We start from the raw sequence: 14,641 nt of genomic DNA, 5'->3' as shown, positions 1-14,641 counted from the left end.
CAGGCGGGCGCGACCCGGCCTGGACTGGTCGGATAGGTAAGGCTGCAACCTGACCTTTGCTGCTCCACGGCCGGCCAGAAATTCAGGGCGGAGGCGCAGAACTTCTCAGGCGCCCTCGGCGGCTCGGGCAGAGGGGCGAAAAATTCCGCCATTCCAGCGCCTTGGCAGCGACTTGAGGGATACCGATAAGTCCGTTGAGCCTTACTCGCTTGGCCGGCCCCTGGAATTCCACGTCGCCCTCTGGACGGCGAACCGCGACGGGCGTTGAATCCTCCGCGCTCGCCATGCGTTGAATGTCCGGAGGAAACGCCATGTTCGAGACCCGCACCTTCCGAGTCCACGCCCTGCACGACGGCTGCGACCACGCCCACGGCGTGGACGCGGAAACCTTCGAGGAGGCGGCCGTGGCCTTCATGGAGGCATGGCATCCCGAGGTGGACTCCTACGGCCAGGCCTCCGTCGTGGTCCGCGACGTCGAGACCGGCGTCGAGCACTGCTTCCGCGTGGACTTCGAGAGCGGCGAGACCTCGGCCTGCCAGTAGATTTCGGCGGACCCCCGCCATGGGCCCGTGCGTTGGTCGATCATGCACATGCTCATGACCGATCCGATCGCGCCGCCGCAACCCGATCCCACGCCCGGCCGTCCGCCGCCCGAGATCCCGCCGGACGGCCCGCCGCCGGAGATCGACGATCCGGTCGTCCCGTTCGAGGATCCGCCGAGGTCGCCGCCTGTCGATCCCGACGAGCAGCGCCCCTACGACACGCCGTTGCAATAGGCGGTCAGTCGGTCTCGTCCTTGGCATCGGGGGCCGCGCTCCAGTCGTAGCCTTGGCCGAGCACGCGCTTGCTGAACCAGTCCATCTGCACGTTCACCTGGAACAGGCGGTGGCGCAGTTCGCGGAAGTTATGCGGCTCGCGCGGGGCCAGATAGAGCTCGGTCTCGACGCCAAGCGCCTTCAGCGCCCGGTGCAGCATCACCGACTGGGTCCAGGGCACCCGCTCGTCCTCGGCCCCGGCCAGGATCAGGGTCGGGGTCCTGACCTTGTCGAGCTGGCTGAGCGGGGAGTTGTCGACATAGAGGTCGCGTCGGGCCGCCGAACCGTAGGGCGGGGTCACGAACCATTCGCTGCGCTGCCAGCGGGTGTCGGACGTCAGGTACATCGACGGCCAGTCGACCGCGCCGGCGCCCGAGGACGCGGCCTTGAAGCGGTCGGTGACGGTGATCAGGCGGTTGGTCATGTGGCCGCCGGCGCTCCAGCCCATCACGCCCAGCCTGTCCGGATCGACCAGGCCCTTGGCGATCAGGTTGTCGACGCCCGACAGCACGTCCTTGTCGGCATGGCGGAAGTAGCCGGCGTTCATGCCCTGCAGGAATTCGTCGCCGTAGCCCGTGCCGCCCCGATAGTTGACGCTGAGCGTCATCACGCCCTTGGCCGCCAGCAGCGGATTGAAGCGGCCGTAGGCGAAGATGTTGAACACGTCAGACGAGCGCGGCCCGCCGTGGCTCTGGACGATCAGCGGGTAGCGACGGCCGGGCTGGTAGTCGAGCGGATAGGTGACGAGGCCCTCCAGGGCCTGGCCGTCGGCCGCGGTCCACTGGATCGCCTCCTGGCGCGGCAGGCGGAAACGGGTCGCGATGTCGTCGTTGAGGTGGGTCACCTGCACGGGCGCGGGGCGCGCCGGATCGATCCGGAACACCTCGCCCGGCGAGGTCGCCGAGGCCTTGAAGAACACCGCGGTCTTGCCGTCGCGGGTCAGGGTGACGTCGCCGGCCGCGTGGTCGCCTCGCGCCAGCGGCCGCACCGCCTCGCTCTTGACGTCGATCGCGAACAGTTCGCGGCGAACGCCGGTGGTGGCGGTGATGTAGATCTCGCGGCCGTCGGCCGACCAGACCGCGTCCTCGATCTCGTAGGGCAGGCCGTGGACCAGTTCGCGCGGCGCGCCGCCGGCGGCAAGCAGCACGAAGAGGTTCGGATTGACCGTGCCGTAGCGGCCGTTCTCCGCCGTGGCCAGGAACAGGACCGAGCGGCCGTCGGGCGACAGGCGCGGCGTGCTCTCCTGGAAGTCGTTGTCGGTCAGGCGGCGATCGCCCCCCTTCCCGTCCTTGAGCCACAGCTCGGACTTGGGATTGTCATCCAGCAGGTCGGACGGCGCGCGGCGATAAAGGATGGCCTTTCCGTCGGCCGACAGGTCGAAGGCCTCGACCTCGAACTCGCCTTCGATCACCGGCTCGGCCTTGCCGTCGGCCAGGGTGATGCGCCACAGGCGGCCGCGCCCCTGCGGGGTCTCGAACGACAGCATGTCGTCCTTCTCGCGCTTGCGCTTGGCCAGGGCCTTGCCGTCGGGCGCGGCGGCCAGGAAGTAGATCGCCGAGCCATCCGACGACCAGCGCAGTGAAGACGGGCTGGTGCGGACCTTGCCCAGGCGCTTGGGCTCGCCGCCGTCGATCGGCGAGACATAGATCTGGCGCGTGGCGTCGCCGTCGCGCTTGGCGACGAAGGCGAAGCGCTGACCGTCAGGCGCCCAGGCCGCTCCCGACGCGGGCCCCTCGACCATGCGACGGGGATCCGAGCCATCGAGGTCGACGCGCCACAGGTCGTCCTGCACGGCATTGGCCTTCCAGTCGACGCGGCCCACCGAATAGAGGACGAACCGACCGTCGGGCGAAACCTTGGGATCGGAAAGCTTCTCCAGCCCGACTAGATCCACGGCCGTCATGGCGCGCGGCGCGATTTGGGCGCTGGGGGCGGACCAGGCCGACGGCGCGGAAAGCGCGAGCAAGCCTCCGGCGGCGAGGGCCGCCAGGCGGGACAGGGTCATGGGAAGCTCCGGAGAAGGGGTTCGCCGGCGCCCGAAGGCGCCGGCGAGATGCGTCAGAACGCCAGTTGCAGACCCAGGGTGAAGGTCCGACCGGTGACGCCGTAGACGGCGCTGTAGTTGTAGTCGTTGCCCGACTCCGTGCCGCTGGGCAGGAACGGACCTTCGTTGTCGAACACGTTCCGCACCGTGCCGAAGACGCGCAGGTCCTTGTTCTTCGGATCGGGCGAGAACCGCACCGACAGGTCGTGGCGCCAGAAGGCGGCGACGTTGGAGAACAGCGGCGTGCCCAGGCCGGCTTCGGCATAGGCGGCGGCCAGGTCGTTGTCGTCCACGGCCTTGCCGATGTAGGTGGCCGACCACTGCAGGTTCCAGTGGCTGTTGCGCCAGGCGATGCTGGCCCTGCCCTCGTGCTTGGACGAGCCGACCTCGCCCAGGTCGTCGTTGAGGATCGTGCCGTCGATGCCCTGGTAGCGGGTCTCCAGCTTCAGACGACGGCCATAGTTGGCCCGGAAGGTGAAGTCGCCCGGCACATTCCAGCGGTCAAGGTCGAAGCGGTAGCGCACGGCCACGTCGACGCCGCTGGCGCGCAGGTCGTCCAGGTTCTCCTCAAGGTTCAGGATCCGGGTGATCTGGCCCTCGGCGTCACGGGTGATGACGTTGCAGAACCGGTTGTCCGTGCCGCCGGCCGAGCCGTAGCACTCGGCCATCAGCTGGGCGTTCGACAGCGACGAGATCGCATCCGAGATCTTGATGTCGTAGTAGTCGAGGCTGAGGTTGAAGCCGCGCAGGAAGGTCGGCTGCAACACGAAGCCGACCGTCAGGGTGTCGGCGGTCTCTTCCTTCAGGTCGACATTGCCGCCGTTGGGCGCGTTGACGCTGGTCACTTCCGAGACGAACGAACCATTGGTCGCGATCGCCGCGGCGATGCCCGGGTTGGCGCGGCAGTTCTGCGCGATCGTGCCCGACGAGTTGGCCGTCACGCCCGAGCAGATGTCGACGATCGAGTCGAAGTCGTCGCGCGGCGGCGAGTAGAGCTCGGTGGTGTCGGGCGCGCGCTGGGCCCGGCTCCAGGCCGTGCGGAAGCGCAGGCTCTTGACCGGCGCCCATTGCAGGCCGGCGCGATAGCTGAGCGTGGTGCCGACGTTTTGCAGGTTGTAGTCGGCGACGCGCACGGCGCCGTCGATTTCCAGGCGATAGACGAACGGCAGGTCCTTCACCAGCGGCGCGGAGGCCTCGATGAAGGCTTCCTTGGTCTTCACCACCCCGCTGTACTCGGGGATGTAGGCGAAGTTGGTCAGGCCGTTCTGGGTCAGCTCGTCGGTGGTGGTGCGGGTCTTGTCGCGGCGAAGCTCGAAGCCGAACGCCGTCTGGATCGGGCCGGCCGGCAGCTGGAACAGCTCGCCGGTCATGTGACCCTCGACGGTGTCCTGGCGATTTTGCGGCCGATACCAGACGTTGGCCCGGATGTAGTCGGCCATCTCCGGCGTGATCGAACCGATGCCGAACAGGTTCAGGGGCACGCAGCCGGCGGCGCGGGCCGCCGCGTCACGGCACTGGACCACGCCGGCCGAGGTGCGCTCGGCGTTCAGCGCGTTCTTGACGTTGGCCATGTTCAGGCCGTTGCGGCGGACCTGATAGCCGTCGTACTCGCCGTAGCCGTAGGTCAGGCCCCAGTCCCAGTCGCCGAAGGCCTTGCCCTCGGCGCCGGCCCAGCCGCGCAGGGTGGTGCGGCGGTTGTAGATCTCGAGCTCGCCGACCTCGGTCATCCGGCGGCGGAAGTTGATCGTGGTGGTCGCCGCCGAATAGATCGCGGTCGGGACGTACGGATTGGTCCGCGAAATGTTGCCGATCGTGAACTCGTCGTTCACGCCGTAGGTCGTCGAGTTGTAGAGGCCGTAGGGCTCGCGCACCGAGTTGGTGGTCACGCGCGAGGCCTGGAACTGGGCCCAGATCTTCAGGTCGGGCGTCACGTCGTAGGCGATCTTCAGCGCGCCGGACGAGCGCTTGGCCGGCGTGATCAGGGTGCCGTTGGTGCGGGTCTCGTAACCGTTCACCGCGGTGACGAAGTTCTGCTTCAGGCCGCCCTCGTCATAGTAGAAGGCGTTGGTGCGGAAGCGGCCGCCCGGCGTGTAGGTCGACAGGTCGGGACCCGAGACCGTGTTGGTGTCGGGATCATAGACCACCGACTGGAGCGCCCACTTGCGGTCGGTCGCGTTGAGGGCGTCCTGCTTCTCGAAGGTGCCGCCCGCCATGACGAACAGCTTGTCGTTCAGGAAGCGCTTGCCGGCCGCGATCGAGTATTCGGTGCTGCTGCCGCCGCCGTCGTCGGTGGCGCCGGCCACGACGCGGGCCTTCACGCCATCCATCTTGGAGGTCGTGATGATGTTGACGACGCCCGAGATGGCGTCCGAGCCGTAGACGGCCGAAGCGCCGCCGGTGCTGACCTCGATGCGGTCGACGAAGAACTGCGGGATGGAGCTGAGGCTCACCGCGTTCATGTTGCCGGCGTTGGACACCGTGCGGTGGCCGTCGATCAGGGTCAGGGTGCGGTTCTGGCCGAGGCCCCGCAGGCTGACGGTGGACAGGCCGTTGTCCTGCACGGCCGACTGGCTGGTCGACAGGTTCACGCCGATGTCGACGCCCGGCATGTCGGTCAGGGCTTCGGCGATGTCGACATAGCCGCTTTCCAGCAGGTCCTCGCGCTCGATCTCGACGACCGGCGACGGGCTGTCGAAGGTGGTGCGACGCAGGCGCGAGCCGGTCACCACGACTTCTTCAACCTCGACAGAAGGGCTTTGATCTACGGTCTGGAACGAGGCCGGCTGCAGCGTGGCGGCGGGCGCGGCGCCCGGCGCGCGGACGATCAGGGCGCCAGCGCCGTCCTCGACCACTTCCAGGCCGGCCGAACCGGCCATGCGGCGAGCAGCTTCCAGCGGGGTGTACTTGCCGACCACGGCGGCCGAGCGGCGGCCCGAGACGGTCTTGGGCGAGAACAGGATGTTGGTCCCCGTTTCCTTGCCCAGTTCGCGCAGCGCCTTGTCCAGCGATTGCGCCTGCACGTCCACGGTCACGGCCTGGCCGAAGGCCGCCCCGGCCGTCAGCAGAACGCCCACGGCGGCCGATCCGGCCAGCATGCGGCGCAGACGGCCGTCTTTCCCCATCGTCATGAAATTCTAGTCCCCTCTCGGCCCGACGTTTTCGGGCTTAAGAGGCCTGACGACGGAGGTCGATTTTTCCTCAGCAACTTTTTTCGAGCGGTCGTGGCGACCGGTTCATGCCCCGCCGCGGGGCTCGATCAGCAGGCCGCCGCCATTGGCGCGGACGTCGAGATCGAGCAGCGTCGCCACCGAGCGGGCGAAGGCCTCGTTGTCGCCGGCCTTGTAGACGCCGCTGATCCTCAAGCTCTCCAGCGCGGGATCCGCAAGCTCGATGCGCCGGCGGCTGTAGCGGTTCATCTCGGCCAGGGCCTCGGCCAGGGTCTGGTCGTCGAACACCGCCTGGCCGAACCGCCAGGCCGTGGCCGACTGCACGTCGGCGGCCTCGCGGCGCGCGGGCCCCTGTGCCGTCGCGATCACCCGCTGGCCGGCCGAGGCGGTGATGCGCCCCGACGGCTGGCCCGGCGTCATCACCAGCACCTGCCCCTCGACCGCCACCACAGACACCGTCCGCGACAGCACCGAGACCCCGAAGGCGTCGCCGCCGTCGCCGACGATCTCGCGCCCCTCGGCGGCCACCACGAACGGCCGGGCCGGATCGCGCGCGGCGCGGAAGAAGGCCCTGCCCTTGTCCAGCCCGGCCCGGCGCTGGCGGCCGTCGATGCGCACGCTGAGCCGGCTGTCGGCGTCGAGCAGCACGGACGAGCCGTCGTCCAGGTGCAGGGTGCGCGTCTCGCCCACGCCGGTGGCGTAGACCTCGGGCGCGAAGGCCAGCCAGCCCAGGCCGACCGCCGAAACGCCGGCCCCGGCCAGCACCGCCCGGCGGGCCAGCCGCGCAGGCCTGCGCGGCGGCGCGGCGGCGATCTCGGGATCGTGGCGCAGGGCCCCGGCCAATTCCCAGGTCGAGGTCAGGGCGTCGAAGGTGGTGCGATGGTCCTCGGAACGATCCAGCCACGCCTTGAAGCCGGCCTCGTCGCCCTGGGTGCGCGAGTCGCTTCTGAGGCGCGCCAGCCAGTCGGCCGCTTCGCGGCGAACGGCTTCCAGATCGCGCTGCGGCTTCACCACGTCTCGGTCCATTTCGTCAGGAACAGGGCCGCCTTGGCCACGTGCTTTTCGACCGCGCTGACCGTGATGCCCAGCCGTTCGGCGATCTCCCGATACTTCAGCCCTTCCAGCCGGTGAAGCAAAAAGACTTCGCGTGTCCGAGGACTAAGGCGCGCCAACCCCAGCTTGAGCCGCGCCAGGCGCTCCCGCGCCCGCAGGACCTCGTCCTGCAGCGGACCGGCGTCGGCCAGGGCGTCCTCGACGAAATCCAGGTTCTCCTCGGGGCGACGGGCGCGCTGGCGGCGTTCGTCGATCGCCAGGTTGACCGCCGCGCGAGCGACGAAGCCTTCCGGATTGCTGAGCGTATTGGCGCGCCGGTATTCCAGCATGCGCACCATCGCCGACTGCACGACGTCCTCGGCGCCCGAAGGATCACGCGTGATCCGCGTGATCCGGCGCACGAGCCCGCGCCACCCCTCGTCCTTCAAAGCCGCTCGCCTCTGCCCGCCCTCGGTGGCGCGCTTCTTCTGATCCGGCGCGCCGTGCCGTCAACGCCCTAGCTCTGCAAGCGGACGACCGGCGCGTCAACTGCCCGACATGCAGGCGCCGAAATAGCCGAGCAAAGACAAGGCGCAGGACCGACGCAACCACAGATGAAGGTCCTTTTGCATTGCAACGACAGCGCGCCAAGGCCAACCTCGCCACGCCCAGCCAGTGAGGAGTTCGTCGATGACCCACCCCGTCCGCTCGATCCTGGTGGCCACCGACCTCACCGACCTCACCGCCCGCAGCGACCGGGCCGTCGACCGGGCGCTGGAGCTGGGCCGCGAATGGAACGCCGACGTCCATGTGGTGCACGCCATCGCGCGGGACGCGCCGACTACGGCGCTGGACGTGAGGCGGGTGCTGCCCGACCCCGGCGCCAAGGCCAGCGTCAGCCTGCCCTACGGCCCCGCGCCCAAGGCCATCACCGACACCGCCCGCGAAAGGGACAGCGACCTCGTCGTCACCGGCGTCGCCCGCTACAACGACCTTGGCGACTACCTGCTGGGCACGGCGGTGGACCACGTGGTGCGCAACGCGCCCTGCCCGGTGCTGGTGGTCAAGCAGAGGGCGCACGGTCCCTACCAGCGGCTGCTGGTCGCCACCGACTTCTCCAAGGGGGCCAAGGCCGCGCTGCTCGGCGCGGCGGCGCTGTTTCCGGAGGCCAGGCTGCACCTCGTCCACGCCTATCACGTGCCGTTCGAAAGCCGGATCAAGTCGGAGGACGTGCGCGAGATCGCCCGCTCGGAGGCCCAGCAGAGGCTCGACGCCCTGCTGGCGGACCTGTCCGAGAGCGTGCGCGGCCGCGTCGAACCTCACCTGGCCGCGGGCGAGCCCGGCGCCGTGCTCGACCAGGTCGCCCGCGAGGTCTGGCCCGATCTGGTGGTGATCGGCGCGCGCGGCGTCAGCGGTTTCGTGCAGGCGGCGCTCGGCAGCGTCGCCTCGACGCTGCTGCAACGCATCCCGGTCGACACCCTCGTGATCAAGGAAGGCTAGGCGTCGTCCGAGGCGTCGTCGCGCGCGAACTCGGTCCGGTCACGGAACAGCGCCGCCCGCCCCAGCAGGATCAGGGTCACCGGCGTGGTCACCGTCAGGAAGACGCCGATCAGCAGTTCCCGGGGCATGAACCGTCCCTCGACCAGGGTGAAGAACAGGATCGAGGCGGCGACGATCAACGCCATCCCCAGCGTCGCGCCCAGGGTCGGGGCGTGCACCCGCTCGTAGAAGGTCTTGAAGCTGCAGAGGCCGACGGCGCCGAGGAAGGACAGAGCCGCCCCCGCGACGGCCAGCAGGCCAACCGTCACGCAGGCCCAGGCGGGAAGGTCCGCGACGCTCATTCGATCACCTCGCCGCGCATCAGGAACTTGGCCAGGGCGACCGTGGCGGCGAAGCCGAGCATGCCGATGATCAGGGCCGCGTAGAAGTAGATCGCGCCGCCCGTGCGCACGCCGAACACCAGCAGCAGAAGCATGCCGTTGAGATAGAAGGTGTCGAGCCCCAGCACCCGGTCCTGGGCGCGGGGTCCGTGCGCGGCGCGCCAGGCGGCCATCGCCATGGCCGCGACCAGCAGGCCCTGGGCGAGGGTCAGGCACCAGAACAGGATCGCCTGGCTCATTCGAAGATCTCCATCAGGCGGCGCTCGTAGCGATCCTTGATGAGGTGGATCCACTCGTCCTCCTCGACCAGGTCCAGCACGTGCAGCAGCAGGCGGCCGGTGGCGCTGTCGTACTCGACCCACAGGGTGCCGGGGGTGGCTGTCAGGATCACGGCCAGCACCGCCAGGGCGTAGCGGTCCTTCAGGTCGAGCGGCACGTGGATGAAGCCCGATCGGCGCTCATGCCGCCGCCGGCCCAGGATGATCGCCGACACCGCCCAGTTGGAGCGCAGCACGTCGATCACCACGCAGCTGGCCAGGGCGACGATCGCCCCTGGCGAGCGGATGCGGATGGTCTGGGCGTCGAGCGCCCGCATGACCTGGGGCGTGAGCAGCGCCAGCAAGGCCGCCAGGGCGATCGACGGCGGCTCGACCGAACCGCTCATCAGCAGCGAGGTTGCGAACAGGCCCAGCGCCAGGAGCGGATGGGGAAACAGCGCGCGGATCATGGCGTGGTCCCCAGCACGGCGCGGATATAGGCGTCGGGACGGCCCAGCCACTCGGCGGTGTGCTCGGCGAAACCGAGCCCGGCGCCGCCGAAGATCGCCAGCAGCACGCAGGCCGCCAGGAGACCCCCCATCCCGGCCAGTTCGGCCGCGCCGACCACCAGTTCGGGCGCGTCCTCGTCACGGGCCCAGAGCGCGCCGACGCCCAGGCGGGTCAGGCCGATCAGGCCGCCCAGGCTGGACAGCGACAGGCCGATGATCACCGCGATGCTGGCCGGTCCGACCGACCGCGCCAGGGCGTCCAGCATGGCCAGCTTACCGACGAAGCCCGACAGCGGCGGCAGGCCGGCGATCATCAGGGTGCAGATCAGGAACGCGCCGCCCAGCGCCGCGACGGCGGCGGGGATGACGAGGCCGGGCTCGTTGCGCTCGTCGTCGTCGAACGGGTCGCGGTACTCGTCGTCGAACACCGCCCGCTCGCGCTGGCCGCCGGAGTCGACGCCCCGTTGCAGCACCTCGGCCAGCAGGAACATCGCCCCGCAGGCCAGGGTCGAGCCGATCAGGTAGAATAGCGCCCCGCCCAGCACGGCCTGGTCGCCCACGCCCGCCACGGCGAGGATGGTGCCGGACGAGACCATGACGGCGTAGGCTCCAGCACGCGACAGGTCGCGGGCGGCGACCAGACCCAGGGTGCCGAAGGCCAGGGTCGCAAGGCCCATGACCAGCAGCCACAACTGGCCGAAATGGGCCGAGGCCCCGGCGTCGTCGCCGAAGGCCAGCAGGCTGAGCCGCAGCACCACATAGACCCCGACCTTGGACAGGATGGCGAAGGCCGCGGCCGACGGCGCGCTGGCGGCGGTGTAGGTCGGGGCCAGCCAGAAGCCCAGCGGCCATGCCGCGCACTTGATCAGGAAGGCCGTGCCCAGGATCGCCGCGCCGACATGCAGCAGGCCGCGGTCGTCGGGCGCGATGGTCCGCACCTTCAGGGCGAACTCGGCCATGTTCAGCGTGCCGGTCACCCCATAGAGCAGCGACACGCCGATCAGGAACAGCAGCGAGGCCGTCAGGTTGATGGCGATGTAGGTCAGGCCCGCCCGGATCCGCGCGTCGCCCGAGCCGTGCAGGGCCAGGCCGTACGATGCGGCCAGCATGATCTCGAAGAACACGAACAGGTTGAACAGGTCGCCGGTCAGGAAGGCGCCGTTGACGCCCATGATCAGGAACAGGAACAGGGCGTGGAAACGCGGCCCCGCCCGGTCCCAACGGGCCAAAGCGAAGGCCAGGACGCCGGCGCCGAGCACGCTGGTCAGGGCCACCATCATCGCCGACAGCCTGTCGGCCACCAGCACGATGCCGAACGGCGCCGACCAGCCGCCCAGGCTGTAGACGCGGGCGGTGTCGCCGCCGTCGGCCGCGCCGGTCATGCTTTCGTGCAGCAGGGCCAGGGCGACCAGCAGGATCGCGGCCATGGCGGTCAGGCTGATGACGCTCTTCAGTCGCCGACGGCGCTCGTCGAACAACAGCATGGCCGAGGCCATGACCATCGGCAGCAGGATCGGCAGCAGGATCAGGTGATGGTCCCAGAGGCTCATTCGGCCGGCTCCCGTCCATCGACGTGGTCGCTGCCGGTGGCGCCGCGCGAAGCCAGCAAGACCACCAGGAACAGGGCCGTCAAAGCAAAGCTGATGACGATCGCCGTCAGCACCAGGGCCTGGGGAGTCGGGTCGGCGTAGAGCTCCGGACGCTCGGCGCCCTTGGCCGTGATCGGCGGCATGCCCGAGCGCAGGCGGCCCATCGAGAAGATGAAGAGGTTCACCGCGTAGGACAGCAGCGACAGCCCCATGATCACCTGGAAGGTGCGGGGCCGCAGCAGGAGCCAGATCCCGGCGGCGGACAGGACGCCGATGGCGGCCGCGAGCACGAACTCGGTCATGCGCCCTCCTCCGCTTGCTCGGTTTCGGAGTCGTCCTTGGCGCGGCGCAGCGACTGGTGGGCCAGGGCGACCAGCATCAGCACCGTGGCGCCGACCACCAGCAGCACGACGCCGAGGTCGAACACCACCGCGCTGGCCAGCGGCACGCGGCCCAGCAACGGCAGCTGCACGTACTGGAAGGCCGAGGTCAGGAACGGCCGGTTGAAGCCGATCGCCACCAGGCCGCAGCCCGCCGCGATCGTCAGGCCCCAACCGATCCAGAGGATCGGGCGCAGCAGCAGCCGCTCCTCCACCCAGCGCGCGCCGTTGGCCATGTATTGCAGCAGCACCGCGATCGACAGCGCCACCCCGGCCGCGAAGCCGCCGCCCGGCAGGTCGTGGCCGCGCAGGAAGAGGTGCACGGCCAGAACGATGACGAACGGGAACATCCAGCGCATGACGACGCGCGGGATCAGCATCGTGTCCCGCAGGGCGTCGACCGCCTTGCGGCCTTCGGCGACGGGGCCGGTTCGCTCGCGCGCCTGCTTCTGGTTGGGCGCGGGCAGGCTGTCGCTGGCCGGGCGGAAGCGGCGCAGCAAGGCAAGGACGGTCAGGCCGACGATGCCCAGGACGGTGATCTCGCCGAAGGTGTCGAAGGCGCGGAAGTCGACCAGGATGACGTTGACGACGTTGCGCCCGCCGCCCTCGCTGTAGGCCCGCTCGACGAAGAAGCGCGATATGCCCTCGACCATCGGCCGGGTCATGACCGCGTAGGAGACGAAGGCCAGGGCCAGGCCGACCACCGCGGCGATCACGAGATCCACCCGCCGGCGACGTCGCGAGCGGATCAGCTCGGCCCGCGAGGCCTGGATGTCCTCACGCCGCTTGGGGAGCCAGCGCAGGCCCAGGAGCAGAAGCACGGTGGTGACCACCTCGACCAGCAGCTGGGTCAAGGCAAGGTCCGGGGCCGACAGCCAGACGAAGGTGATGCAACTGACCAGGCCCGCCCCGCCCATCAGCACCACCGCCGCCAGGCGGTGATACTTGGCCTGCCAGGCGGCCGCGATGGCGCAGGCGCCGCCGGTCAGCCACAGGCCCGCGAACACGAACTCAGCGGCGCCGGGCGTCGACCACGAAGGCCGGATCGCCACGCCGCCCGCGAAGGCCGCCGCCGCGCCGGCCGCCAGGGCGGCCAGGACGACGAGGCGCAACTGCGGCTGCATCCGCTCGGTTCCCAGGCGGCTCTCGACCCAGCGCGCGCCCTTGACGATGCCCGTCATGGCCTTCTCGAAGAGATAGCCGCCATTGAGCCGCTTGAGACCCCAAGGCCCGCCGCGCGGATTGTTGTTCAACTTCTGGCCAAAGACCGCGTAGGCGGCCACGCCGCCGGCCAGGGCCAGCACGCTGAGCAGCAGCGGCATGTTGAAGCCGTGCCAGAGCGCCAGGCTGTAGTAGGGCAGATCATCGAAGCCGAGCACGGCGACGGCGGCGCTGCGCAGGAACGGACCCACGGTCAGGGCCGGCAGCACGCCGACCAGCAGGCACAGCGCGACCAGGATCTCGACCGGGCGACGCATCCAGGCCGGCGGCTCGTGCGGAACCTTGTCCAGGGCCGTGGGCGGCGGGCCAAAGAAGGTCGCCAGGATGAAGCGCAGCGAATAGAGCACGCCGAAGGCGCTGGCCAAGGTGGCCAGCACCGGCAGGGCGGCGTTCAGGGCGTGGCCGTCGCTGCCGGCCACCACCTCGGCCAGGAACATCTCCTTGGAGAGGAATCCGTTCAGCAGCGGCACCCCGGCCATGGCGGCGGCGGCGACGATGGCCAGCGTGCCGGTGATCGGCATGAACCTGTAGAGGCCGCTCAGCTTGCGCATGTCGCGCGTGCCGGCCTCGTGGTCGATGATCCCAGCGGCCATGAACAGCGACGCCTTGAAGGTCGCGTGGTTGACCGTGTGGAAGATCGCCGCGATTGCACCGAGCGGCGAGCCCAGGCCCAGCAGCAGGACGATCAGGCCAAGGTGGCTGATGGTCGAATAGGCCAAGAGGCCCTTGAGGTCGTGCTGGAAGATGGCGCACCAGGCGCCGATCAGCAGCGTCGCCACCCCTGCCCCGGCGACGACGAAGTACCAGAGCTCCGTCTGGCCGAAGATCGGCCACATGCGCAGCAGCAGGAAGATCCCCGCCTTCACCATCGTCGCCGAGTGAAGATAGGCGCTGACCGGGGTCGGCGCGGCCATGGCGCGCGGCAGCCAGAAGTGGAACGGGAACTGGGCGCTCTTGGTCAGGGCGCCCATCAGCACCAACGCGAGGGCCACCACGGACCGGGGATCGGCGAGGATGACGCTCTTGGCGGCCAGCACGTCGTCGAGGTCGTAGCTTCCGGCGATCGACCCGATCAGGATCATGCCCACAAGCAGGCACAGCCCGCCCAGCGCCGTGACCGTCAGGGCCATGCGCGCGCCTTCACGGGCCGAGGGGTTCTGGTGCCAGTAACCGATCAGCAGGAAGGAAAAGAGGCTGGTCAGCTCCCAGAAGACCGCCAGCTGGATCAGGTTGCCCGACAGCACCACGCCCTGCATCGCGCCCATGAAGGCCAGCAGGAACGAAAAGAACCGGGGCACCGGGTCCTTGGGCGACATGTAGTAGCGGGCGTAGAGCACCACCAAGGCGCCGATCCCCAGGATAAGGGCGGCGAAGATCCACGACAGCCCGTCCAGCCTCAGGATCAGGCTGACGCCCAGCGACGGCAGCCAGGGAATCGCCAGCCGCAGCACCTCTCCATCCGCGAATCTCGGCCAGAGCGCGGCCAGGCTCACCAGGCAGACCAGCGACACCAGCCACGAGAGAATCGCCGCCGCCGTGCGCGCATGTCGCGGAAGGCCGGCCGCCACGGCCGCGCCGAGGAACGGCGCCGCCAGGATAACGAGAAGGAGCAGGTTGGAAGACAAAACGGTTGGGGGCCTCCTGCCACGGAACGGGTCTAGCCGGGGTCCGACGCCTAACAGGCCTCGAGGACCACCATAGGAAGACCGTTCCCATGCGTCAAAGCGACGGTTCCGAAAGTCATGCT

The 14,641-nt window shown here is 69.5% G+C and carries 13 protein-coding genes; 3 read left to right on the top strand and 10 right to left on the bottom strand.

What is annotated here, in order from left to right; all coding sequences use genetic code 11:
- Window positions 1-311 precede the first annotated feature (311 nt).
- Complete coding sequence (locus V6S85_RS00120; RefSeq protein ID WP_101717966.1) at window positions 312-542, top strand: DUF5961 family protein; 231 nt, start codon at window positions 312-314, stop codon at window positions 540-542.
- Window positions 543-596: 54 nt separating this feature from the next.
- Window positions 597-776: a hypothetical protein gene (locus V6S85_RS00115; RefSeq protein ID WP_133244793.1), complete on the top strand. Its 180-nt coding sequence runs from the start codon at window positions 597-599 to the stop codon at window positions 774-776.
- A gap of 4 nt (window positions 777-780) precedes the next feature.
- Here the strand turns inward: V6S85_RS00115 and V6S85_RS00110 are convergent, their stop codons facing one another.
- The 4 genes from V6S85_RS00110 to V6S85_RS00095 form a co-directional block, all read right to left on the bottom strand.
- Window positions 781-2,820: a S9 family peptidase gene (locus V6S85_RS00110; protein ID WP_334347551.1), complete on the bottom strand. Its 2,040-nt coding sequence runs from the start codon at window positions 2,818-2,820 to the stop codon at window positions 781-783.
- Window positions 2,821-2,873: 53 nt separating this feature from the next.
- Window positions 2,874-5,987, bottom strand: coding sequence for a TonB-dependent receptor (locus tag V6S85_RS00105; RefSeq protein WP_334347550.1), 3,114 nt, complete (start codon window positions 5,985-5,987; stop codon window positions 2,874-2,876).
- Window positions 5,988-6,092: 105 nt separating this feature from the next.
- Entirely contained in the window at window positions 6,093-7,040 is a 948-nt protein-coding gene (locus V6S85_RS00100) for a FecR family protein (protein ID WP_334347549.1), read from the bottom strand.
- On the bottom strand, window positions 7,034-7,480 hold the full coding sequence (locus V6S85_RS00095) for an RNA polymerase sigma factor (RefSeq protein WP_207780768.1): 447 nt from the start codon (window positions 7,478-7,480) through the stop codon (window positions 7,034-7,036). Before V6S85_RS00095 ends, V6S85_RS00100 begins: the two co-directional genes overlap by 7 nt.
- 268 nt (window positions 7,481-7,748) lie before the next feature.
- On the opposite strand from V6S85_RS00095, the gene V6S85_RS00090 reads away from it, so the two are divergent.
- Window positions 7,749-8,558, top strand: coding sequence for a universal stress protein (locus V6S85_RS00090; protein ID WP_334347548.1), 810 nt, complete (start codon window positions 7,749-7,751; stop codon window positions 8,556-8,558).
- Here the strand turns inward: V6S85_RS00090 and mnhG are convergent.
- The 6 genes from mnhG to V6S85_RS00060 are packed head-to-tail and all read right to left on the bottom strand — an operon-like array spanning window position 8,555 to window position 14,519.
- Window positions 8,555-8,899 carry a monovalent cation/H(+) antiporter subunit G gene (gene mnhG / locus V6S85_RS00085; RefSeq protein WP_116568851.1) on the bottom strand — a complete coding sequence of 115 codons (345 nt, stop codon included), beginning with the start codon at window positions 8,897-8,899 and terminating at the stop codon, window positions 8,555-8,557. The genes V6S85_RS00090 and mnhG overlap by 4 nt on opposite strands.
- Window positions 8,896-9,177 (bottom strand): K+/H+ antiporter subunit F, encoded by a 282-nt coding sequence (locus tag V6S85_RS00080; RefSeq protein ID WP_116490763.1) that lies wholly within the window; start codon window positions 9,175-9,177, stop codon window positions 8,896-8,898. The genes mnhG and V6S85_RS00080 overlap by 4 nt, the downstream gene beginning before the upstream one ends.
- Window positions 9,174-9,665 (bottom strand): Na+/H+ antiporter subunit E, encoded by a 492-nt coding sequence (locus V6S85_RS00075; protein WP_334347547.1) that lies wholly within the window; start codon window positions 9,663-9,665, stop codon window positions 9,174-9,176. The genes V6S85_RS00080 and V6S85_RS00075 overlap by 4 nt, the downstream gene beginning before the upstream one ends.
- Window positions 9,662-11,254 carry a monovalent cation/H+ antiporter subunit D gene (locus tag V6S85_RS00070; RefSeq protein WP_334347546.1) on the bottom strand — a complete coding sequence of 531 codons (1,593 nt, stop codon included), beginning with the start codon at window positions 11,252-11,254 and terminating at the stop codon, window positions 9,662-9,664. Before V6S85_RS00070 ends, V6S85_RS00075 begins: the two co-directional genes overlap by 4 nt.
- Complete coding sequence (locus V6S85_RS00065; protein ID WP_334347545.1) at window positions 11,251-11,595, bottom strand: Na+/H+ antiporter subunit C; 345 nt, start codon at window positions 11,593-11,595, stop codon at window positions 11,251-11,253. Before V6S85_RS00065 ends, V6S85_RS00070 begins: the two co-directional genes overlap by 4 nt.
- Complete coding sequence (locus V6S85_RS00060; RefSeq protein ID WP_334347544.1) at window positions 11,592-14,519, bottom strand: monovalent cation/H+ antiporter subunit A; 2,928 nt, start codon at window positions 14,517-14,519, stop codon at window positions 11,592-11,594. Before V6S85_RS00060 ends, V6S85_RS00065 begins: the two co-directional genes overlap by 4 nt.
- Window positions 14,520-14,641 lie beyond the last annotated feature (122 nt).

It is taken from the genome of Caulobacter sp. CCNWLW153 (assembly GCF_036889365.1).
Taxonomy (GTDB): Bacteria; Pseudomonadota; Alphaproteobacteria; order Caulobacterales; family Caulobacteraceae; genus Caulobacter; species Caulobacter radicis.
This window is presented reverse-complemented; position numbering and strand designations above follow the sequence as displayed.